The sequence below is a fragment of the Flavobacterium odoriferum genome, from assembly GCF_025499515.1.
Classification (GTDB): Bacteria; Bacteroidota; Bacteroidia; order Flavobacteriales; family Flavobacteriaceae; genus Flavobacterium; species Flavobacterium odoriferum.
This window is the reverse complement of sequence record NZ_JAMKFA010000009.1, coordinates 48,622-70,509: the sequence shown is the minus strand read 5'-3', so window position 1 is coordinate 70,509 and position 21,888 is coordinate 48,622. Positions and strand designations below refer to the sequence as shown.

The 21,888-nt window shown below is 30.2% G+C and carries 22 protein-coding genes; 9 read left to right on the top strand and 13 right to left on the bottom strand.

Features of this window, described 5'->3' with window-relative positions:
- Position 1: 1 nt before the first annotated feature.
- Complete coding sequence (locus M9Q43_RS08175; protein WP_262318447.1) at positions 2 to 1,489, top strand: carboxypeptidase-like regulatory domain-containing protein; 1,488 nt, start codon at positions 2 to 4, stop codon at positions 1,487 to 1,489.
- 205 nt (positions 1,490 to 1,694) lie between these two features.
- Here the strand turns inward: M9Q43_RS08175 and M9Q43_RS08170 are convergent, their stop codons facing one another.
- The 5 genes from M9Q43_RS08170 to M9Q43_RS08150 form a co-directional block, all read right to left on the bottom strand.
- Complete coding sequence (locus M9Q43_RS08170) at positions 1,695 to 2,423, bottom strand: LytR/AlgR family response regulator transcription factor (RefSeq protein WP_262318446.1); 729 nt, start codon at positions 2,421 to 2,423, stop codon at positions 1,695 to 1,697.
- Complete coding sequence (locus M9Q43_RS08165) at positions 2,420 to 3,070, bottom strand: sensor histidine kinase (protein WP_262318445.1); 651 nt, start codon at positions 3,068 to 3,070, stop codon at positions 2,420 to 2,422. The genes M9Q43_RS08170 and M9Q43_RS08165 overlap by 4 nt, the downstream gene beginning before the upstream one ends.
- 807 nt (positions 3,071 to 3,877) lie before the next feature.
- Positions 3,878 to 4,498 (bottom strand): L-threonylcarbamoyladenylate synthase, encoded by a 621-nt coding sequence (locus M9Q43_RS08160; RefSeq protein WP_262318444.1) that lies wholly within the window; start codon positions 4,496 to 4,498, stop codon positions 3,878 to 3,880.
- A 55-nt stretch (positions 4,499 to 4,553) separates the two neighbouring features.
- The gene (locus M9Q43_RS08155; RefSeq protein WP_262318443.1) at positions 4,554 to 5,162 is read right to left on the bottom strand and encodes a hypothetical protein; all 609 of its coding nucleotides are present in this window, start codon (positions 5,160 to 5,162) and stop codon (positions 4,554 to 4,556) included.
- 45 nt (positions 5,163 to 5,207) lie between these two features.
- Entirely contained in the window at positions 5,208 to 7,535 is a 2,328-nt protein-coding gene (locus M9Q43_RS08150) for an ATP-dependent helicase (RefSeq protein WP_262318499.1), read from the bottom strand.
- Positions 7,536 to 7,708: 173 nt separating this feature from the next.
- On the opposite strand from M9Q43_RS08150, the gene M9Q43_RS08145 reads away from it, so the two are divergent.
- Entirely contained in the window at positions 7,709 to 8,233 is a 525-nt protein-coding gene (locus tag M9Q43_RS08145) for a DUF7935 family protein (protein ID WP_262318442.1), read from the top strand.
- 40 nt (positions 8,234 to 8,273) lie between these two features.
- Here the strand turns inward: M9Q43_RS08145 and M9Q43_RS08140 are convergent, their stop codons facing one another.
- A complete protein-coding gene (locus M9Q43_RS08140) occupies positions 8,274 to 8,993 on the bottom strand; it encodes a hypothetical protein (protein ID WP_262318441.1) in 720 nt (239 codons plus the stop codon).
- Complete coding sequence (gene folP / locus M9Q43_RS08135) at positions 8,993 to 9,817, bottom strand: dihydropteroate synthase (protein ID WP_262318440.1); 825 nt, start codon at positions 9,815 to 9,817, stop codon at positions 8,993 to 8,995. Before folP ends, M9Q43_RS08140 begins: the two co-directional genes overlap by 1 nt.
- An 89-nt stretch (positions 9,818 to 9,906) precedes the next feature.
- Here folP and M9Q43_RS08130 point away from each other — a divergent pair, with 89 nt between their 5' ends.
- The 6 genes from M9Q43_RS08130 (at position 9,907) to M9Q43_RS08105 (ending at position 13,775) form a co-directional block, all read left to right on the top strand.
- Positions 9,907 to 10,446: a DUF1599 domain-containing protein gene (locus M9Q43_RS08130; protein WP_262318439.1), complete on the top strand. Its 540-nt coding sequence runs from the start codon at positions 9,907 to 9,909 to the stop codon at positions 10,444 to 10,446.
- A gap of 121 nt (positions 10,447 to 10,567) precedes the next feature.
- Entirely contained in the window at positions 10,568 to 10,921 is a 354-nt protein-coding gene (locus M9Q43_RS08125) for a four helix bundle protein (protein WP_262318438.1), read from the top strand.
- A 74-nt stretch (positions 10,922 to 10,995) separates the two neighbouring features.
- Positions 10,996 to 12,063 (top strand): TlpA family protein disulfide reductase, encoded by a 1,068-nt coding sequence (locus M9Q43_RS08120; protein ID WP_262318437.1) that lies wholly within the window; start codon positions 10,996 to 10,998, stop codon positions 12,061 to 12,063.
- Between the two features lie 4 nt (positions 12,064 to 12,067).
- Positions 12,068 to 12,568 carry a TlpA family protein disulfide reductase gene (locus M9Q43_RS08115; protein ID WP_262318436.1) on the top strand — a complete coding sequence of 167 codons (501 nt, stop codon included), beginning with the start codon at positions 12,068 to 12,070 and terminating at the stop codon, positions 12,566 to 12,568.
- A complete protein-coding gene (gene tpiA / locus M9Q43_RS08110; protein ID WP_262318435.1) occupies positions 12,568 to 13,317 on the top strand; it encodes a triose-phosphate isomerase in 750 nt (249 codons plus the stop codon). The genes M9Q43_RS08115 and tpiA overlap by 1 nt, the downstream gene beginning before the upstream one ends.
- Before the next feature lie 68 nt (positions 13,318 to 13,385).
- Entirely contained in the window at positions 13,386 to 13,775 is a 390-nt protein-coding gene (locus M9Q43_RS08105) for a DUF1801 domain-containing protein (protein ID WP_262318434.1), read from the top strand.
- Between the two features lie 68 nt (positions 13,776 to 13,843).
- On the opposite strand, the gene M9Q43_RS08100 is transcribed toward M9Q43_RS08105, so the two are convergent.
- From M9Q43_RS08100 to menD, 3 genes are all read right to left on the bottom strand, one after another.
- The gene (locus M9Q43_RS08100) at positions 13,844 to 14,266 is read right to left on the bottom strand and encodes a hypothetical protein (RefSeq protein ID WP_262318433.1); all 423 of its coding nucleotides are present in this window, start codon (positions 14,264 to 14,266) and stop codon (positions 13,844 to 13,846) included.
- 205 nt (positions 14,267 to 14,471) lie between these two features.
- Complete coding sequence (locus tag M9Q43_RS08095; protein ID WP_262318432.1) at positions 14,472 to 14,813, bottom strand: DUF2853 family protein; 342 nt, start codon at positions 14,811 to 14,813, stop codon at positions 14,472 to 14,474.
- A 71-nt stretch (positions 14,814 to 14,884) separates the two neighbouring features.
- A complete protein-coding gene (gene menD / locus M9Q43_RS08090; protein ID WP_262318431.1) occupies positions 14,885 to 16,540 on the bottom strand; it encodes a 2-succinyl-5-enolpyruvyl-6-hydroxy-3-cyclohexene-1-carboxylic-acid synthase in 1,656 nt (551 codons plus the stop codon).
- Between the two features lie 78 nt (positions 16,541 to 16,618).
- Here menD and M9Q43_RS08085 point away from each other — a divergent pair, with 78 nt between their 5' ends.
- Positions 16,619 to 17,113, top strand: a complete 495-nt coding sequence (locus M9Q43_RS08085; RefSeq protein WP_262318430.1) for a GNAT family N-acetyltransferase — start codon at positions 16,619 to 16,621, stop codon at positions 17,111 to 17,113.
- A gap of 65 nt (positions 17,114 to 17,178) precedes the next feature.
- On the opposite strand, the gene M9Q43_RS08080 is transcribed toward M9Q43_RS08085, so the two are convergent.
- From M9Q43_RS08080 to M9Q43_RS08070, 3 genes are all read right to left on the bottom strand, one after another.
- Positions 17,179 to 17,769, bottom strand: coding sequence for a glutathione peroxidase (locus M9Q43_RS08080; RefSeq protein ID WP_262318429.1), 591 nt, complete (start codon positions 17,767 to 17,769; stop codon positions 17,179 to 17,181).
- 113 nt (positions 17,770 to 17,882) lie between these two features.
- On the bottom strand, positions 17,883 to 21,038 hold the full coding sequence (ccsA, locus tag M9Q43_RS08075) for a cytochrome c biogenesis protein (protein ID WP_262318428.1): 3,156 nt from the start codon (positions 21,036 to 21,038) through the stop codon (positions 17,883 to 17,885).
- A gap of 108 nt (positions 21,039 to 21,146) precedes the next feature.
- A complete protein-coding gene (locus tag M9Q43_RS08070; protein WP_262318427.1) occupies positions 21,147 to 21,878 on the bottom strand; it encodes a biotin--[acetyl-CoA-carboxylase] ligase in 732 nt (243 codons plus the stop codon).
- Positions 21,879 to 21,888 lie beyond the last annotated feature (10 nt).

The following is a 21,888-nucleotide window of genomic DNA, read 5'->3' as shown; positions in this document are numbered from 1 at the left end:
CATGTACAAAATATATAAATTCAGTTTTTTTATACTAATTCTTGCACTTTCATATTCTTGTTCCGAAGAAACTATTGACGATACAGGTTTTGGAACAGTAACTGGTCGTGTAGTAGAAGCTGTTACATTTGAACCAATTGAAAACGCTCGTGTTTCATCAAATCCTAATACAAGTGCCGTTTTTACTGATGAAGACGGATATTTTACAATAGAAAACGTGCCAACAGGAGATTATGCTTTTGAAGCGCGAAAAGATGGTTTTATTGTTAAATTTGAAGCGGGAACTGTACTAAAAGAATTAGAAACAGAATTGGTTTTTGAATTAGAACCTATTGAAGAAATCAACCAATCACCTACTGTACCAGAACTTTTAACACCTTTGGATAATGCCGAAGATTTAAGCTTAAGCGTTAATTTAACTTGGCAATCAACTGATGCAGAAGATGACGAACTAACATATAAAATTTCACTTAGAAATGATATTACAGACGAAATCACAATCTATGAAGATATTACAACGACATCATATACTTTAACAAGTCTTAATTATAGTACCAAATATTTTTGGCAAGTTTCTGTTTCTGATGGAATAAATCCCGAAGTAAATAGCTTAACACAATCATTTAGAACATTAGAATTTCCAAATGCTCGTTATCTTTTTACTCGAAAAATTGGTGACAACAATGTAATTTTCACTGCTGACGATGCTGGAAATGAACTACAAATTACGTCTGATGCAACCAATAGTTTCAGACCACGAAAAAATATTCCTGCAAATAAAATTGCTTTTTTGAGAACAACTGGTGGACAAGCTCATATTTATACCATGAATCCTGATGGTTCTGATGTTTTTAAAGTCACTGCAGGAATTCCAGCTGCGGGATTTAATTTGGATTATTATAATTTTAGTTGGAAAAACAACGGAAGTCAATTAATCTATTCCAATTTTGATAAACTGTACAAAATTAATGCTGATGGAAGTGGATTAGAATTGATATTTCAAACGCCCAACGGAAAATTCATTTCTGAATGTGATTGGAGTGTTGATAGTTCTATTATTGCGCTAAAAGTGAATAATTTGAATGGTTATGAAACGGAGGTTTACGTCATTAATTCTACTGGAACTGTTATTGAAAATGTAATCTCTGGAACAATGGGCGCAATTGGTGGTTTACATCTATCTGTAACTAATAGCAAATTAATATTTACAAGAGATATTACGGGTTTTGAAAGTTTTGATTACCGTCAATTAGATACTCGAATTTTTCAATATGATTTTATTACAGATCTAATTACTGAAATTAACGTTCAAAAACCGGCAGGATTTATTGATACCGATGTAAGATATTCTCCCACAGAAGCCGAGTTGATTTTTATGAGTACAGCAAATGATGGCATTTCTCAAAAAAATATTTTAAAATACACCATAGGAGTAACTGGTTCAAGAATGGAAATATTTGAAAATGCGATCATGCCTGACTGGAAATAAAAAAGCAGGTCAAAGACCTGCTTAATGTATCCTTAATTTTTTTATTAATAACCAATTAAATATTAAATTAAGAAACACATAGTTTTAATAAATTTATACTAAAACTGTGAATATCTCATCTATAATTGGTTAAAATCGAGAATAGTAAAGCTAATTTAATATATTATAGTGATAAAACCAAATTAATAACTATAAAACATATTTATTATACTGAAAACCATTGAATAAACGCCCTAGATTTTGAAATACTTACTTCATAGTAAAACAACTCGGCATTCTTTAATGATAACTCAATTCTTGAATTATTTTTGACTGTATGAATGTATTTTTTATTGATAATAAATTTTCTATTAATTCTAAAAAATTGATTATTATCAACCTCTTGTTCTATTTTTTCTAATGATTTATGAAGTAAAAACTGTCTATTTTCTGTTGTAAAAATAAACGTTGAATTGTTTTCACTAAAAAAATATAGAATATCATTAACTTCGATTTTTTTCAAATGAGTTCCAAAAGCGACTAAATAAGAATTAATAAAAGTTGATTCTTTAAAGTTTGACCAATTAATTTCATTGTGGAAACCTGATTTTAAAGTTTCAATTTTTTCTAATAATCTATTCAGTTTGCTTTCGTCAATTGGTTTTAACAGATAATCAATTGAATTATAATTAAAGGCATTAAGTGCATATTCATCAAAAGCTGTGGTAAAAACAATTTTTGATTCAATTTTAACTTTATCCAAAATTTCAAAACAATTACCGTCACGTAATTTAATATCCATGAAAACAATATCTGGATGTTTGTTTTCTTTTAACCAAGCAGTTGCTTTTTTTACAGAATTCAAAACTACCAAGACTTGAAATTCATGTTGATTCAAAAGTCGCTCCAAGCGAATTCCTGCAGGGATTTCATCTTCTACAATTACAGCTGTCATTCTAAATTTAATATTGGTAATTGAACGCTAAAACTATCCTTATCATTTGTGATAACTATTGATGAATTTGTTAAAATTTCATATCGTTTATTAATATTATTCAATCCAAAACTAGTTGAATCTGTTACATTTTTTGAAACCACTGAGTTATAAATTATCAAAGAATCATTTTCGGTATAAATTTTAATCTCAATTGGATTTTCTTCATCTAAATTATTATGTTTAAAAATATTATCTATTAATTCTTGAATAGATGATGATAACACATATTGATTTCCTTTAAACTCTTCAGAAATTGAAAAATTAAATCCATTTTCAAACTTTGCTTTATAAATTTCTAAATATTCTTTGATAAACAATAATTCATCTTTAAGTGAAACAAAATCTTCGTCCTGTTTTTTTAAATAATGTCTATAAACATTGGCTAAATTATGACCAAAATCAATGGCTTTCGTTGGATTAACTTCTATAAACGAAATTAAAGTATTTAAATTATTAAAGAGAAAATGAGGATTGATTTGATTTTTTAGTTCCAGATATTGTGCATCTTTTTGAATATTTTGAAGTTTTAATTTACCAATACTTTTCTTCTGATTATAATAGTACAAAAATCCATAAATTAAACATGTTGAAAACAAACTTATCATGAAAAAATTTAAAACCAATCCCAAATGAAACTTATACTTCACAATATTTAAAAATTGTAGAATCAAAAAAGAAAATAACGAGATTAGAAAGATTTTAGTTACCGAATTAATTTTTAATTTATTTGAAAATAGAATCCCAAAAAATGATAAAACAACAACTCCAATCAAATAAGGTATAAACACATTAATATGATTGTAATAATCAATAAGAGTTTTGTTGATAAATGTATCTATAGTTAATAAAAAAATAAAAATAGAATCAACAAAAAAAACAAAAAGAAGTAATTTAAAATAAAAAAACTTACTATAACTAAACTCAATTTCAATATTTGATTTACGCTTAAATAAAATAGAAATTAAATATTCAATTAAAAAAACGGCAATTGCGATTAAACCTTGAAAAAATGGAGGGAACAGATTTATCTTTCTTTCAAAAATTAAATTCATACTAATTGAAAAAACAAAAACAATTATAAAACAACTAAGAGCAGAAAGCAATATTTGGCTCTTTTTATCATTTTTCTTTGATTCAAAATATTTCGTAAGTATTACATTACAGTAGGAAATTATAGCAAAATAAACAATTGTAAAAAAAGTTATTTTACTATTTAAAACTTCTAATAAACTACCATTTTTTTGCAAAATAATTACAGAAAAAATAATAATCAATGGTAATAACCAAAACGCCAAAAATGATTGAAATGATTTCATATTAAGCTAATTTAAAATTCATTTCAAAAGTCTCAATTACGCTTCAAAATTCTAAAAAAATAATAGTGAATGAGCTAATTTTAATAGTGAATGAACTTATAAAACATCCAAACTTCCTTTTCCTTCACGAATAACCTCTGGTTCATGACCTGTTAAATCAATAATTGTTGAAGCCACATTGTCTCCGTAGCCACCATCGATAACCAAATCAACTTTGTTATTCCATTTTTCGAAGATTAGTTCTGGGTCAGTTGAGTATTCAATTACCTCATCTTCATCATGAATGGAAGTAGAAACGATAGGATTTCCAAGCATTTCTACAATTTGCAAAGCAATATTATTAGCTGGAACACGAATTCCGACCGTTTTCTTTTTTCTGAATTCTTTTGGTAAATCGTTATTTCCTGGTAAAATAAACGTGTAGGGTCCAGGCAAAGCACGTTTTAAAATTTTAAAAGTCGATGTATCAATTTGTTTCACATAATCCGAAAGATTACTCAAACTCGAACAAACGAAAGAGAAATTTGCTTTTTCTAACTTAATCCCTTTGATTTTAGCTAATTTTTCAAGTGCACGAGAATTGGTAATATCACAACCTAAACCATAAACGGTATCCGTTGGATAAATTACTAAACCGCCGTCTTTCAAAACGGCAACAACTTTTTTAATAGCCGCTTCGCTGGGTTTATCTTCGTATATTTTTATAATTTCTGACATGACTTTATTTTTTTAGAAAAATGATAAAAGAATATAGAGTAAAGATAGGTGATTTTTAGTGATTTAAGACTTCTTTAATGTGCCAAGATTCTAAAATGTAATGATTCCAAATTCCTTTTTTTACTTTAATTTCTATTTTTAGATTATCAATATTTTTATTTAAAAATGGCTTTATTTCTGAATATTTAACCGATATTGACTCTTCATTATTTAAAAAAACAAATCTAATTTTATCTTTATATTTGTAAGAAGTATAAATTTTAGTAATTGGTAAAAAATATTTTTCAGTTTTATTCTTTTCTGATTCAAATTTATTAATAACATCCCAAATAATGTTAGCAGAATTACCAAAAAATACATATGAAAACATAAAATTTGATGTAATCAATAAAAAAGGGTAAATAAATCTTAATATCAAATATTTTTCTTTGCGTAAATCAATAAAAATACTTTTCCAACTCTTTGAAAAAAAAGTAAACTTTGCTGTTAGAAAAAATCCAATTAATGTTGGAATTAAAAAAACATAAACAAAATATTTATAATCTCCACCAATTGTAACAGACTGGAAAAAAAGAAAATAAATTATTCCAGTTAAACAGAAAATAAAAAATAATGCGTCATTAATTTTATCAATTGTTTTTTTCTTTAATTTATTTTTTTTCATTTTTTAAAGATCTATTTTCTTTGCTCTTTTTACTTTATTCTTTTCCTACCCAATCACTTCCAACTTCGCAAATCGCAACAACAACTTCTTTAATCCACCTACATCAAAACGAATTTCGGCTTTTTTATCGGCTCCTATTCCTTCAATATTTACGATTTGTCCTTTTCCAAAACGTTCGTGCATTACGATATTTCCAACGTTTAAATTCGGATCTATCAAATTAGAACTTCCTGAATTACTTGAAACGGGTTTTAAACGTCTAATATTTGCTGAGGAAACAGGTTCATCTCTTGTTAAATATTTTGGTGGTGTTCCTGCAGTTGGTTTTGCTAATCGTAATTTCGATTTATCAATATCACCAAAAACATCAATATCCATAACCGGTTTGTAACGATAACCCGAATCTACTGGATTCAAATATTCTAAATATTGGTCGTTGATTTCTTCAATAAAACGCGAAGGTTCACTATCTACTAATTTTCCCCAACGATAACGCGATTGCGCATACGTTAAATAGGCTTGATGTTCGGCACGCGTTAAGGCTACGTAGAATAATCGACGTTCTTCTTCTAATTCGCTTCGCGTATTCAAACTCATTGCACTTGGAAACAAATCTTCTTCTAATCCCACAATAAATACATGCGGAAATTCTAATCCTTTTGCCAAGTGAATCGTCATCAGTGCTACCCTATCATCATCACCTGTGTCTTTGTCTAAATCTGTAGCTAGGGCAACGTCTTCTAAGAATTCAGCTAAAGCACCTCTTGCACCATCGATTTCCTTTTGGCCTTCAGTGAAATCTTTAATACCGTTTAATAATTCTTCTATGTTTTCAATTTTCGCAATTCCTTCCGGAGTTCCATCTTTTTTGAGTTCTTGAACTAATCCGGTTTTCTTCGTAACATGATCGGTTAAGAAAAAAGCATCTTGATTTTCGTTAATGACTTGAAAACTTTTAATCATCGTCACAAAATCATTCAACTTGGCTTTTGTACCCGAATTCAGTTTCAAATCAATTTTATCAATGTGTTCCATTACTTCAAAAATAGAACGCTTATAATGATTGGCAGCAACCGTTAACTTTTCAACTGTGGTATCTCCAATTCCTCTCGCTGGATAATTAATCACACGTACTAAGGCTTCTTCATCTTTTGGATTAATCACCAAACGCAAATAGGCCAAAACATCTTTAATTTCCTTACGTTGATAAAACGATAAACCACCATAAATTCGATATGGAATATCGCGTTTACGCAACGCATCTTCCATAGCACGAGATTGCGCATTGGTACGATATAAAATAGCAAATTGTCCGTTAAGCATTTGGTTTTGCATCTTCTGTTCGAAAATGGTTGCTGCTACAAAACGACCTTCTTCACCATCAGTTAAACTTCGGTGGACTTTTATTTTTGGTCCGTCATCATTGGATGTCCAAACGATTTTATCTAACTTGGTTTTATTCTTGTCAATTACGTTATTTGCTGCTTCTACAATGTTTTTAGACGAACGATAATTTTGTTCCAAACGATACAATTGCACGTTTTCGTAATCTTTCTGGAAATTTAAAATGTTGTTGATATTCGCACCTCGGAAGGCATAAATACTCTGTGCATCATCGCCTACCACACAAATATTTTGAAATCTATCCGATAATGCTCGAACAATCAAATACTGTGAGTGATTCGTATCTTGGTACTCATCTACTAAAATGTATCGAAAACGATCTTGGTATTTGGCTAAAACATCTGGAAAAAGATTCAATAATTCATTGGTTTTCAATAACAAATCATCAAAATCCATCGCTCCCGATTTAAAACAACGCTCTACGTATTGTTGGTAAATTTCACCCATACGAGGTTTTTTGCTCATGGCATCTGCTTCCTGTAACTCAGGATTATTGAAATAGGCTTTAACTGTGATTAAAGAATTTTTATAGGATGAAATTCTGCCTAAAATTTGCTTTGGTTTGTAAATTTCTTTGTCCAATTGCATTTCTTTGATAATTCCACCTAAACAACGCAATGAATCTTGAGAATCGTAAATCGTAAAATTTGATGGGTAGCCCAATTTGTCGGCTTCACTTCTTAAAATTTTAGCAAAAACCGAGTGAAAGGTCCCCATCCAAAGGTTTTTAGCTTCGTTAGTTCCAACAATATCCGCAATACGTTTTTTCATTTCACGTGCGGCTTTATTGGTAAAAGTTAAAGCTAAAATATTAAATGCATCAACTCCTTGACTCATCAAGTTAGCAATACGAACGGTTAACACACGTGTTTTACCAGAACCTGCGCCCGCAATAACAATCATGGGACCGTCTTTTTGCAAAACAGGTGCTTGCTGTGCTTCGTTTAATTGGCTAATATATCGTTGCATTTCTTTCATAGTGTACTATAACTTTTTAAGTAATTTACAAAAATACATCATGAAAAGGGTTAATACAAAAGAAGTTATTAACTCTTATTAAGATTAATACAAACAACTAAAATTCTAATTTGAAAATTAAATTTTTTAATCTTAATTTGCGATGAAATTAAACCAACTTAAAAATGACAATCGAAGATAAATTATTAGAAATTGCAGCTTACACAATACCTGCTTTAATTACAGGTGGTGTCGCTTTTGTAATGATGCAAAAATTTTATAACAGTGAAGAAAGTAAACGCAAATTTGAATTGCTTAGAGAAAATCAAAAACAAGCGTTACCTATTCGTTTACAAGCGTATGAGCGAATGGTTTTATTGTTGGAACGAATCAATCCGTCCCAATTATTAATGCGTGTGGCTCCAACAGGAAAAAGCAAAGACGATTATGCTACATTATTATCGCACCATATTCAAACTGAATTTGAGCACAATTTAACCCAACAAATTTATTTAACAGCAGAAACTTGGGATATCGTACTAAAAGCAAAAAACAGTACAGTACAAATGATTCGAAAAAATGCACTTCGCGAAGATGTTGCTGATGCTGACAAATTAAGAGAAGCGGTTATGATTGAATTAACCGAAACTGAAGCACCAAGTAATATTGCGATTAGCTATTTAAAAGAAGAATTGAAAAGAGTTTTTTAAATACAAATCCCGAGTTGAAGCTCGGGATTTTTTTTATTTATTACAATTTACAACCACATTCTGGTAATTGTTTTTCATCGTAAATAAATTCAAATGAAGATAATTGCACTTTTTCGTTTGTCGCTTGCCAAGCTAAAATCTTATTTTTTATATAATCTCCATAAGTTAAATTCTTATCGAAATTTAAATGCAACATAATTAGTTTTCCATCATTCGTAAAATCGGAGAATTCTTTGATGAAAGCAACAAATTCATTTCTATCAACTTCTAATCCATCAATTGTGATTACATTTTTTTTATTAAAATTAATTGTAAAATTATGGTAAGGAGTATATTCTGTAGCGTGTTTTTTAATAAAAAACTTTGAAAATTCTTTATCCAACTTATACTTTACATCGGTAAATGGGAAAAAAGCTAAATTTTTTCCGATACTATCCGAATATGAAAAAACATCAATAGCATCTTTTTTAGAATGAGCACTATTGGCTTTCTTTTCTTGTAATTTTATAACTTCTGGGATTACTAATTTTAATGGTAAACGTTTATCAATATTAAAAACCCAATTGGTAGAACTGATTGAATTTTTTCGATTAACATCTATAATTGTATCTTTTTTGTTCTGAATTTCAAAAAACATATAAATTGGCGAATGATCTACAATATCTTTTAAGACAGAAACTTCCGCCTGTGGCAATTGTACTTCTTTTTCACTACAAGAAAACAAACCTAATAGGACAACAATGGCAACTATTTTTTTCATTATTTAATTAATTTATTGACTAATTTTATACACTCAACTGCTTCTTTAACATCATGAACACGTAGAATTTTTGCTCCTTTTTGTAACGCAATTGTATTCAAAACTGAAGTTCCATTTAGTGCTTCTTCAGGTGAATTTTCTAACACTTTATAAATCATTGATTTTCTCGAAACTCCAGCTAACAAAGGTAATTCTAAAAAAGAAAATAATTCCATTTTTTGCAATACTTCATAATTTTGTTCTACCGTTTTTGCAAATCCAAATCCAGGATCAATAATAATATCTGAAATTCCGAAACTTCTTGCTTTTTCAATTCGTTCCGAAAAATAAAAAATCATTTCTTTTACAATGTCATCATATTCCGTCATACTTTGCATGGTTTGCGGATTACCACGCATGTGCATCATAATATATGGCACTTTTAGATCGGCAACCGTTTGTAACATATTCTTATCTAACAAACCCGCCGAAATATCATTCACAATCGCAACGCCATTATCCACAGCAACTCTCGCTACTTCTGCTCTAAACGTGTCAACCGATAAAATAATATTTGGAAACGTATTGACTAATTCTTTAATAACATGAACTAAACGATTAATTTCGTCAGTTTCAGAAACAAATTCAGCACTTGGCTTACTTGAATAAGCACCAATATCAATAAAATCAGCACCTTCCGAAAGCATTTTATCTACTTGATGAATAATCGAATTGATTTCTCTGTGCTTACCACCATCATAAAATGAATTGGGCGTCACATTCAAAATCCCCATTACTTTTGGAATTGACAAATCGATTAAATTTCCGTTGCAATTGATATTCATCTTAATTTTGATTTCTTTTCACTTTTGACTTTTCACTTTTGACTTAATTCATTACTTTTGAAAATTCTCACACAAATATACAGCAAATAATGTCGAATACTTCTCAACAATACGATAAAGTTATAGCGGTTTGCCGCGAATTATTCAGTAAAAAAATGAAAGATTATGGAAGTGCTTGGCGTATTTTACGTTTGCCTTCTTTAACCGATCAAATCTTTATAAAAGCACAAAGAATCCGAAGTTTACAAGAAAACGAAGTGCGAAAAGTAGATGAAGATGAAACTTCTGAATTCATTGGAATCATTAATTATTGCGTAATGGCATTGATTCAGATTGACAAAGGAATTGCTGATCAACCTGATATGGGTTTTGAAGAAGCAGTTGCACTTTATGATGAAAAAATTACATTGACAAAAACGTTAATGGAAAATAAAAATCACGATTATGGTGAAGCTTGGCGCGAAATGCGTGTGAGTAGTTTAACCGATTTAATTCTACAAAAACTACTTAGAGTAAAGCAAATTGAGGACAACAAAGGAAAAACTTTAGTTTCTGAAGGAATTGACGCAAATTACCAAGACATGATTAATTATTCGGTTTTTGCCTTGATTTTAATGGAAAATAAATAACAAGTCGTTAACACGTTAACTTTTTAGGAAGTTGTATTTTAGCCATTAGAAATACCAAAAAGCAAATAATAATAGACAAATAAATCTAAAATTTCAATTTTTTAAATTCAAAAAAATCTAAATGAGTGAAAAAAAATACGATTTAGAAGATAGAACACTTGAGTTTGCGATAGCTTGCAGAATTTATATTGGTAAATTACCAAAGTCAATTTCAAATATTGAAGATTCAAAACAATTAGTTAGAGCATCAGGTTCAATTGGAGCAAATTACATTGAAGCCAATGAATCATTAAGTAAAAAAGATTTTGTTTTTAGATTGAAAATTTCGAGAAAAGAAAGTAAAGAAGCTGTTTACTGGTTAAACATTTTAAACAGAATAAACCCTGAATTTAAATCCGAAACAGAACAACTGATAAAAGAAGGAAAAGAATTAAAATTGATATTTTCTTCTATAATTGAAAAATACAAAGTATAGTTTTTTGGATTTGAAGTTTAAAATTTGGTCCTTATTTGTAATTTATTATTTGCTATTTGTAATTTAAACATACTATGAACTCAAAAAATATATCTTGGATTTTACGCCTTATCATTTCAGCTTTATTTATACTTTCAGCTGTAGCCAAATTATATCCATCGCCTTATTTTGCAATTTCTACTTTTGAAGTAAAACAATTGTATCCTTTAGGTTTTTCAGAAAATGTTGCGCCTTATTTTTCCAGAATTTTAATAGGAATTGAATTTGCATTAGGAATTGCTATTTTGTTAAAAGATTACTTGAAAAAAATCACAATTCCAGCTACAATCTTATTATTAGCTGTGTTTACAATTCACTTAACGTACACAACTTTTATAAGTGGAAATTCGGGTAATTGTGGTTGTTTTGGCGAATTAATTCCAATGACACCAGTTGAAGCAATCATCAAAAATATCATTGCAATTGGTTTGTTAGTTTTGTTATTTAAATTACTTCCAACTGACGGAAAATCAAATTTTTGGCTACTAAAATCTTTTGGGTTAGGATGTATTTTGGCGTTATTTATGGTCGCTCCAATGAAATCTTCAACTACAACCATTGATAACTCAAATTTTAGTGAAGAACAGAACATTGGAACAATAGTTGACACTACGCTTTCAACAGTGCTTCCTACCATAGAAAAAGCAATTGATTCGGTAAATAAAATTAAAGAAGAAATAAAAATTGATGAACCTACAGCTAAAAAATCTGGTTATGCTAACTTTTTTCCAAACATAGATAAAGACAAAAAAATCCTTTGCTTCTTTGCTCCAGGTTGTGATCATTGCCAAGAAACGGCGAAACAATTAACAGAAATGAAACAAAAAGATAAGTCGTTTCCGGAAGTTTCTATTATTTTTATGGACGAAGAAGTAGATAAAATTCCAGCCTTTTTTGACATCGCAGGAAAAAAATATCCATACCAAATAGTTGATGTCATAAGCTTTTGGAATGTTTTAGGTAATACTAGAGATACACCAGGTGTTAAATATATATGGAACGGAAATGAAATCAAGTTTTACGACGGAATCAACGAAAACAAATTTAATGCTGCGGAATTAAAGAAAACCATCAAAAAAAATTATTCAGAACTAAAAAAATAAAATTATGATAAAGAAATTATTCGTTTTAACAACTTTGTTACTTTGTACCTTAGGTTGTGCACAAAGTGAAGAAACAGCATTCAAAAAAGAAGCATTAGAAAATGCAATGGTTACAATAGAAAACGAACCCATAAAATTTACTGAAATTTTAAAAAAATATGAAGGAAAAACTATTGTTATTGACGTTTGGGCTTCTTGGTGCTCCGATTGTATCAAAGGAATGCCGAAAGTAAAATCATTACAAGAAAAATATCCAGAAGCAATTTATTTGTTTATTTCTATGGACAAAAACTATGAAGCTTGGAGAAAAGGAATTGAAAAACATGAAGTAAATGGAGAGCATTTTTTAACTTCAGACGGAATGAAAGGTGTTTTTGGAAAATCAATCAACTTAGATTGGATTCCAAGATATATGATTGTTGACAAAACGGGAAGAATTGTATTATATAAAGCAATTGAGGCTGATGACGAAAAATTAATTAAAACACTAGAATCGTTAAAATAATGAGAAAAAATATCGTTGCCGGAAACTGGAAAATGCATAAAAACCAACAGGAAACTGTTGCTTTAATCGAAGAAATTATCGCTAAAAAGCCAAATACTTCAACTGAAATTATTGTTGCTCCTACCTTTGTAAACTTAGCTAAAGCAGTTGAAATTACTAATGGAAAATCAATTACAGTAGCTGCTCAAAACATGCACCAAGCAGAAGGTGGTGCTTTTACTGGAGAAATTGCCGCTGGTATGTTAACCGATATTGGTGTAAACACCGTAATCTTAGGTCATAGCGAAAGACGTGCGTATTTTCATGAAACGGATGCTTTGTTAGCTAGTAAAGTAAATACTGCTTTAAAACATGAAATGCGTATTATTTTCTGCTTTGGCGAAGAATTAAAAGACCGTCAAAATAACAATCATTTTAATGTGGTTGAATACCAATTGCGAGATGGACTGTTTCATTTGGAAAAACAAAACTGGGCAAATATTGTATTGGCATATGAACCTGTTTGGGCAATTGGAACAGGCGAAACCGCCTCTCCTGAACAAGCGCAAGAAATGCATAAATTCATTAGAAGTTTAGTAGAAAAAGTATATGGATTTGACATTGCAGACAACTTAACAATTTTGTACGGTGGAAGTGTAAAACCAGATAATGCAAAAGAAATTTTCTCTAAAACTGATGTTGATGGAGGATTAATTGGTGGTGCAGCGTTAAAAGCAGATGACTTTTTGGCTATTGTGAATGGGTTTTAATCCAAATCAAAGCTTTACCGATACTTCTCGGAGTTTTTTATATTATTTTTGATTCAAACATTTTTCTTATGAATTTAGAAGTTCAAAAATACAACCAATCAAAATTACCTGAAGACCAATTGATTTGCAATGTATTGGCGAAAGAAATCAACTTACATTTGGCTGAAGCCGAAAACAAAATTTGGCACGCACATCCCGTATGGTTTTTAGACGGCAATCCGATTGTGGGATATGACAAATTAAAAGATTGTGTAAGAGTTTTATTTTGGAGTGGACAATCATTTGATGAAGAAAATTTGCAAAAAAACGGCAGTTTCAAAGCTTCCGAAATTAGATATACCAATGTTGACCAAATTAATATTTCCGATTTAAAACGCTGGTTAGAAAAAGCAAGAGAAATTCAATGGGATTATAAAAACATTGTAAAACGAAAAGGAGTTTTAGAACGATTGAAGTGATAATTTTTAATCACAAAAAAAACGGAAACAACAAAGTCATTTCCGTTTAAATTTAATCTTTTTAAGAATTAGTTTTTAGAATACACCTGAATTCCACCACTACTATCTCTTAACTTTAATTCTGTAAGCGTTAAATTAACGATGTCTCTTGTAGTACTTACACCATCAACAACAGTAGTTAAATTGTTGTGTGATCTTGAGTAAATTCCAGCTTTTGTATATATAGCACAAGGAGCCAACGTTGAATCATAATCTCCCTCCTCAAGTGTATTATCGGTATTAAGATCTAAATAATCTCTATCACAACCGCTTTCATTTTGAGGAGCATCAACCAAAACTTCTTCTCCATTAACTGTTGTACCAACTTGAGAAATGTTCCATTTAGCAGCTAAAGGTGCAAGTGTTTCTCCTTCGTTATCATCATCATTACAAGAAGTTGATACTAAGCCTAAGCTTAACAATAAGGCGAATAATTTAATTCCGTTTTTCATTTTGATATATTTTTATGTTAGGTGTAAATTTAGTCCTAGCATTATCAATTTATGTTACACATATAAATTTATAATTTACATGATTATTTATAAGAAAAACTTAATCAACAACTTAAATAAATTCGATAACTAATAAACATAAGCTTTTGATAAAAATATATATCAAAAAAAAAAACTCCAATTTTCATTGGAGTTTTATATACTACTATTTGTAAACTGATTCTTTTTTAAAGTGTTTTGCTAATAAATAATAAACCACTGCTCTGTATTTATTTTTATTAGATTTTCCATATTGTTCAATTACAGCAGCGATTCCTTTATCTAAATCAGCACTATCTTTTAATCCTAATTTTTTAATTAAGAAATTGTTCTTAACCGTTGCCAATTCTTTTTCGTCAGAACCAGAAACAGTTGAAGAATCGGCATTATAAATAGAAGGACCACAACCAATAACTACTTTGGTTAAAAAATCCATATCAGCAGTTACACCACATTTTTCTTTTAAATCAGCTGCATATTTTGCAATTAATTCATCTCTTTTACTCATGATTAATTTTTTTTAAGTTGTTAATAATCTCAAATTTAAACATTTTTTTTAACAATTGTTTTAATTAAGAATTATTTTTTTAACGCCCCAAAAAAATCTAATAAAATCTTATTATTGCTTTTTTCAGGAGTAAAAATTTCTAAAATACAAGGCTTGTTATTTTGATTTAAAAAAGATTTATAAGAAGTCTTTAAACTATCTTCATCTGTTGCTGTATAATAATCAAAACCATACATTTTGGCCAAATGTAAAGCATTTAATTGGTGAGAAGTTTCAAAATACGTGTTAAACGTTTCTGTTTCTTGATGTCCAGGTAGAATTCTAAAAATACCACCACCGCTGTTATTCAGTAAAATAATCTTGAAGTTTTTTGGAATGTAATTGTTCCACAAAGCGTTGCTGTCGTATAAAAAGCTAATATCGCCCGTAATCAACATCGTTGGCAAATCAGACGCTAAAGCTGCTCCAATGGCTGTAGAAGTGCTTCCATCGATACCACTTGTTCCTCGATTACAAAAAACTTGAATGCTTTTATCTAAATCAAACAACTGTAAATAACGTATCGCCGAACTATTACTGACTTGTAACTGACTGTTTTTTGGCACATTTTGACAAATAAAATCAAACACTTTAAAATCTGAAAACGGAATTTTTGCGGTGTATTCTTGATGTTTTGCTACTCTATCTTTCCAAATAGTTGCAATACTTGATTGATATGAACTTTCAATCGTTTCTTCAGTCAATAACTGACTCAAAAACGTATTAATTTTAGTTTCAAAATGATTCGTAAGCGCTCCAAAAGTATCATACGCACGTAATTCATCTACATGCCAATGATGCGTTGGTTTGTATTTTCGTAAAAACGCTTTGATACGTTTCGAAACGACCATTCCACCAAAAGTTAATAGAATTTCAGGCTGAAATGCTTTGAAATCTTCATCCGTGAAAGGCGTAATCAATGTATCAATTTGGTCGATGAATGTTGGATGATGTAAATTAGATGTTTTTTCGGTTAAAACCACAACACTTGGGTCATTCGCTAAAGCATCCAAATACTTTTGCTCTAACGAATTTGGAAACAACTCTCCTACTAAAACCATTTTTTTAGTGGCTTTGTTCCAAGTTTCAATAGTCGAATTTCCTAAAGAAAAAGATTTGCTTTCAGTATTAAAATCGACAATTTCAGGTTGTACTTGCAATTCGGAAACCGTTTCATACAAAGGTTCTTCAAAAGGTGCATTAATGTGAACTGGTCCTTTCTTAGTAACCGCAACATGCAACGCCATTTGAATGTGATTGTCGTTTTCAGTCGATACATTTTCTTGCAAATTAGCATTGTACAAACTGTGATTCGCAAAAACATTTTTCTGACGAATAGTTTGTCCGTCACCAATATCAATCTTATTTTGTGGTCTATCCGCAGAAATTACTACTAATGGAATTTGGCTGTAAAAAGCCTCTGCAAGCGCAGGATAATAATTCAGCAAAGCAGAACCCGAAGTACAAACTACAACAACTGGTTCTTGCAACTGTTGGGCAATTCCCAAAGCAAAAAATGCAGCACTACGTTCGTCAGCAATACTGTAACATTTGAAAAACGGATTGTTAGTAAATCCAATCGTCAAAGGAGCATTGCGCGAACCTGGTGAAATTACGATATGTTGGACTCCTTTTTGTTGGCAAATTTCTATAATACTTTGCGCTAAAGGAATTTTAGGATACATCATTTTAAAAAAATAACTGAAGTACAAAGTTACGAAGTTGAAAAGGTTTTTAGTACTTTTACTACGTAATTTCTTTACGAAATGGATATAAATATTAGAGACTACCAAATAGCTGATTGTCCTGCAATTTTAGACATCATCAACGATGCAATTTTGCATTCAACCGCTTTGTACGATTACAATGTCAGAACTTTAGTCACACAAGAAGCTATTTTTGAAGAAAAAATTCAGAAAGGTTTTCCTGTAATTGTAGCCGAATTTAATAATGAAGTCTTAGGCTTTGGATATTATAGCGAATTCCGATTCAGAGAAGCGTATAAATTCACGGTAGAACATTCGGTTTATGCGAATAAAAATGCTATTGGAAGAGGCATCGGAAAATTATTATTGACCGAATTAATCGAAAGAGCAAAAAAACAAAACCTTCACACGATGATTGGTGTTATTGATTCAGAAAACACAAACAGCATCGATTTTCATAAGAAATTCGGCTTTGAAGAAGTTGGGTTTATTAAGGAATCAGGTTATAAATTTGACCGATGGTTACATTCTGTTTTTGTTCAGAAAATTCTATAAAAAAAGTGTTCAGAGTTCTATAAACAGAAGAAAATGAACACTATATACTGAACACTTATTACTAACTATTTCCCTTCAATCCAATTGGTGATTTCAGCATCCGTAGGAAGTACTCTTGGCAAAACTACCTTTGCTAATTCACCATTTTCATTGATTAAGTATTTTTGGAAATTCCATTCTACATCGCTGTCTTGCAACCCGTTTTTGGCTTTTTGCGTTAAAAATTGATATACAGCATGCATATCTTTTCCTTTTACCGAGATTTTACTCATCATTGGAAAAGAAACACCATAATTTTTTTGACAAAAAGTAGCAATTTGCGCATTTGTTCCTGGTTCTTGTGAACCAAAATTATTTGCTGGGAAACCTACAATTACAAAGTTCTTGTCTTTATACTTTTCGTAAATCGCTTGCAATTGTTCATATTGCGGTGTTAATCCACATTCAGAAGCGGTGTTTACAACTAAGATCTTCTTTCCTTTTAAGGTTGAAAAATCAAAAGCGTTTCCGTCCAAATCTTCTACTTTAAATTGATAAATCGTTTCTGCTGACATAGGTGTTTCTGATTTAGATTGTGTTGATGTTTTGTTTTGTGCTTGGTTTTGACAACTCCATAAAGAAGTAATTGCTAAAAACAATAAAAGTGATTTTTTCATTTTTCAATAATTTTACTCAAATTTAAAACTTTACAATTTAAATTCTGCTAAACATTTCATAAAAAAAGACTACCAAAATGATAGTCTTCTTTATATGATTTCAATTTTAGAAACTACTTTTTAATATATTTTCTGTACGGAAAATAAGCCAAAGCCGAAATTATAGCTACGCCTATTGCAATGTAAATATAATACGTAACGTTTTGTTTTTCTCCCGAAGCATAGCTATGTAAACCACTTAAATGGAAATTTACACCAAAATAGGTCATAACAATCGATGCGAAAGCAAAAACACTCATAACATTATAAATCCATCTTCCTCTTAATGCTGGTACAAAACGCGCGTGAATTACAAACGCATACACCATAATACTGATTAACGCCCAAGTTTCTTTTGGATCCCAACCCCAATAACGTCCCCAACTTTCGTTTGCCCATTGTCCGCCAAGGAAGTTTCCTATGGTTAACATGACCAAACCTACGGTTAACGCCATTTCATTGATATATGTGATTTCGTCTATGCTTAATTTCATTCTTTCTTTGTTCTTTTCGTTAGTAAAAATCATTAAAAATAAAGAAACTAAACCTAAAACCATCGCTAATGTAAATGGTCCGTAACTCGCTACAATAACAGCAACGTGAATCATTAACCAATATGAATTTAAAACGGGTTGTAAGTTTCCAATTGATGGATCCATCCAATTCCAATGTGCAATCATTAAAATCATCGCAGTTACAAATGCTGTTGAAGCTACTGTAAGTTTTGAATCTTTACCAAAAGCTAATCCAAAGAACATGGTTGCCCAACCTACATAAATCATACTTTCATAAGCATCACTCCAAGGCGCATGACCAGAAATATACCATCTAACAATTAATCCAGCTAAGTGTAACACGAAAAACAAACCAATCAATCCATGAAAAACATTGATAATAGTTCTAATTAATTTTGAATCTTTAAAAATTTGAACAATACAAAAAATCAACATTAAAACTCCAGCCAACATATACATATAATACAATCGCTTGAAAATATCATATTTGTTGTACATGATTTCAGAATTGATTTTACTTTCTGAAAGCATTACAGCTGCACCGTATTTATTTTGATATTGTGTTAAACCTGTAAGCAAACTATTAGCTAATTTATAATCGTTACTTTGTGTTGCTTTATCTACAGCATTCAAATAGAACGGCATCACATTTTTAATCGAATCTAACGAAGTGCCTGTTGGCTGATTCACTTCTAAAAATGAAACCCATTTGTTAGTTTTATCACCAGGAACTGGAAAAACTTTTAAAATTTGACCACTTAAAGCAGAATACAATAAGTTTACTTTTTTATCCGCATCAATAAAATCTTTTTGAAATTGATTAGGAACAGGTTCTTTGTAAGCTGCATCTAAAAGATTGGCTAATTTATAACCTCCAGCTTCATCAAAAAAAGCGACTAATGGTGCATATTTTGCATCTTTTTCAACTCCAATTAATTTGCGAATACTGTCATTTCCTCTTTTTAAATAAATGATTGGCAAATTATACCAATATTGAGGATATTGTGTCATCGACAAGAACGCTTGATCGGAATTCATACCTTCATAGGTATCACTTTTTGATACTTTACGAAGTAATTCTGATGAAAACGTATTGATTGGCTTCATTCGACCGTTATCTTGAATAACAACTTTTCCAAACTGTGACGCATGTTCTTCAGAAACAACGTATTTTTTTAATAAAGTAAGCGTTTCTTCCTTGCTTGGTTGATGATTGTGTTGTGCAAAAGTTAATGAAGAAAATAAAATCAATACAATACTTAATAGTTTTGATTTTTTAATTTTGACTTTTTCTAATTTTTCTTTCAAACTTGCAAACCGTGTATTTTTATTAAACAAAATTGCCATCATTCCAAGATACAATAGAAAATAACCAATATAAGTTATCCAGGTTCCCCAAAAATCGTGACTTACAGATAATTGAGTTCCTTTTTCATCTGGATCAAAACCTGCTTGAAACAATCTAAAACCTCTATAATCCAATACATTATTCATAAAAATACTATCTTTGAATGTATTCTTTTTTTCTGCATCTTGCACTTCTACTTTACTTTTGAAAGCCGAATAACTTTTTTCTGTTCCAGGATATTTATCGGCAATAAAATCATCTAATTTGATATTAAAAGGCGTGTTATAAATTTTACTTCCAAAGAATAATGTAAATTCTAAATTGCCAATTTTTACACTTTGAGGGATTCCTTGTTTTCCTCTCGCGCCAACTAGTGTTAGGATTTCTTCTTTGCCTTGTGTTTTGATTTTAACTTTTAATGCATCATCAGTTTGCTTGTCTTTAAAATCATTGTTTGATTTAAAAACCAATTCACCTTTAATTGCTGGTTCAGGAAACACAAATTGTGCGCCACCAATGTTATACAATGAACGTAACATTAAAGGTTGTACAGCATCTTTTACTACTTTCCCTTGTAATTTATCTGCCATTCGCATAAAATCTCCTTCAAAAGGCGTTTGAATGGTGTAAGCTTCACTGATTTTGGTAATATTAATAGCTCCTTCTGTATATTTATTAAAAGCAAAAAGTACGTTATGTAAATTTTGAACTTCGCCTTCTTTTAAGTAATGTTCATGACGCGTTCCTTCACTCGACTCTACCATTTTTAGCATCAATTGACCTGTTTCTGAAGCAACAACGGTTTCGGTTGCGTTCATAACAAACTCTTGATGTTCTACTTCAAATTTCGTTCCGCTAAATTCGCCATTCATTGAGAAATCATTACTTGCAAATGCGTTCAAAAAAGCATCTTCTTTAACTTCAGGAGCTAAAATTAAACCTTTTTCAAAGGTTTTTCGCTTCATTTCACCTTTATAATCTCCATCAACTAAAACAGTTAAATATGGTTTGTCTGAATAAATAATATTTGCCGATTCGCCTTCTCTAATTGGCATCATTCCTTCGTAACTAATATATCTTGTAACAAAAGCTCCAACAATAATTAAAATAAAAGAAAGATGTAATAATAAGGTAGCCCAATTTTCTTTTTTATGCAGCTGATAACGTTTGATGTTTCCAATGAAATTGATTACAAAAAATACCATAATGGTTTCAAACCACCAAGCATTATAAACTATTACACGAGCTGTATCTGTGTTATATGCATCTTCAATAAAAGTTCCGGCAGCCATTGCTGCAGCAAAAGCTATAAATAAAACAGCCATTAAACGAGTTGAAAACAAAAAGGAGAATATTTTTTTTTCCATGAGATGTTGGAATTCAGGGTTTTTTAAAATTGGCACAAATGTACTTAATTTGAAATTCTTTTTTATGAAGTTTAACAAACGATTTGGTATTTTTAAGGAATGATTAATTTAGTACAGCATTTTTACTTCCTTAATATCAAAATCAATTTCAGAATCGTTTTCCAATTGTACTTTTAACTTTCCTTCAAAAGTAACTTTTATAATTTTTCCAACAAATCGATTTCCGTTAGAATCTTCAAATGTTGAAACGATATTTTTCTTAAATAAATAGTTGTGATATTTCTCCCAAAAATAAGCTTCAGAAAGTTGATTGAGTTGTTCTAAATTATTTTCTAACTGATTGACTACGTTTTTTAAAAGCAAATCTTTGTCGAAAAATTGTTGTTCCAAAAGGCATAAAGAAGAAGCTTGTGGTAAGTTTTCAAAATTTTCTTGGTTGACATTAATGCCAATTCCAATAATTGATTGAACTTCAGTCTGACTTTTTATGCTGTTTTCAATTAGAATTCCAGCAATTTTTTTATTCTCTGCCAAAATGTCGTTTGGCCATTTTATTTTAAATTCCTTAGAACTTACATTTTGTAATCCTTCCACAACACTTAATGCAACAATGACATTTAATGTAAATAAGTTGATTTGTAAATTCGGAGTTTTAGTATATAAAACACTAAAAGTTAGATTCTTACCCGATTCTATTAACCATTCTGAACCTCGTTGTCCTTTACCATTTGTTTGATGTTCTGCGGAAACTACTGTGAAATTTTCAACCACTTCAGAAGTGGCTAATTGCTTCAAAAAAGTATTTGTTGAATCAATGGCATTGAGTTTGATTAACTTCATATTATAGTAA

Coding starts and splice junctions, on each gene's coding strand:
- M9Q43_RS08175 (WP_262318447.1), top strand. CDS start 2: ATGTACAAAATATATAAATTCAGTTTTTTTATACTAATTCTTGCACTT.
- M9Q43_RS08170 (WP_262318446.1), bottom strand. CDS start 2,423: ATGACAGCTGTAATTGTAGAAGATGAAATCCCTGCAGGAATTCGCTTG.
- M9Q43_RS08165 (WP_262318445.1), bottom strand. CDS start 3,070: ATGATAAGTTTGTTTTCAACATGTTTAATTTATGGATTTTTGTACTAT.
- M9Q43_RS08160 (WP_262318444.1), bottom strand. CDS start 4,498: ATGTCAGAAATTATAAAAATATACGAAGATAAACCCAGCGAAGCGGCT.
- M9Q43_RS08155 (WP_262318443.1), bottom strand. CDS start 5,162: ATGAAAAAAAATAAATTAAAGAAAAAAACAATTGATAAAATTAATGAC.
- M9Q43_RS08150 (WP_262318499.1), bottom strand. CDS start 7,535: ATGCAACGATATATTAGCCAATTAAACGAAGCACAGCAAGCACCTGTT.
- M9Q43_RS08145 (WP_262318442.1), top strand. CDS start 7,709: ATGACAATCGAAGATAAATTATTAGAAATTGCAGCTTACACAATACCT.
- M9Q43_RS08140 (WP_262318441.1), bottom strand. CDS start 8,993: ATGAAAAAAATAGTTGCCATTGTTGTCCTATTAGGTTTGTTTTCTTGT.
- folP (WP_262318440.1), bottom strand. CDS start 9,817: ATGAATATCAATTGCAACGGAAATTTAATCGATTTGTCAATTCCAAAA.
- M9Q43_RS08130 (WP_262318439.1), top strand. CDS start 9,907: ATGTCGAATACTTCTCAACAATACGATAAAGTTATAGCGGTTTGCCGC.
- M9Q43_RS08125 (WP_262318438.1), top strand. CDS start 10,568: ATGAGTGAAAAAAAATACGATTTAGAAGATAGAACACTTGAGTTTGCG.
- M9Q43_RS08120 (WP_262318437.1), top strand. CDS start 10,996: ATGAACTCAAAAAATATATCTTGGATTTTACGCCTTATCATTTCAGCT.
- M9Q43_RS08115 (WP_262318436.1), top strand. CDS start 12,068: ATGATAAAGAAATTATTCGTTTTAACAACTTTGTTACTTTGTACCTTA.
- tpiA (WP_262318435.1), top strand. CDS start 12,568: ATGAGAAAAAATATCGTTGCCGGAAACTGGAAAATGCATAAAAACCAA.
- M9Q43_RS08105 (WP_262318434.1), top strand. CDS start 13,386: ATGAATTTAGAAGTTCAAAAATACAACCAATCAAAATTACCTGAAGAC.
- M9Q43_RS08100 (WP_262318433.1), bottom strand. CDS start 14,266: ATGAAAAACGGAATTAAATTATTCGCCTTATTGTTAAGCTTAGGCTTA.
- M9Q43_RS08095 (WP_262318432.1), bottom strand. CDS start 14,813: ATGAGTAAAAGAGATGAATTAATTGCAAAATATGCAGCTGATTTAAAA.
- menD (WP_262318431.1), bottom strand. CDS start 16,540: ATGATGTATCCTAAAATTCCTTTAGCGCAAAGTATTATAGAAATTTGC.
- M9Q43_RS08085 (WP_262318430.1), top strand. CDS start 16,619: ATGGATATAAATATTAGAGACTACCAAATAGCTGATTGTCCTGCAATT.
- M9Q43_RS08080 (WP_262318429.1), bottom strand. CDS start 17,769: ATGAAAAAATCACTTTTATTGTTTTTAGCAATTACTTCTTTATGGAGT.
- ccsA (WP_262318428.1), bottom strand. CDS start 21,038: ATGGAAAAAAAAATATTCTCCTTTTTGTTTTCAACTCGTTTAATGGCT.
- M9Q43_RS08070 (WP_262318427.1), bottom strand. CDS start 21,878: ATGAAGTTAATCAAACTCAATGCCATTGATTCAACAAATACTTTTTTG.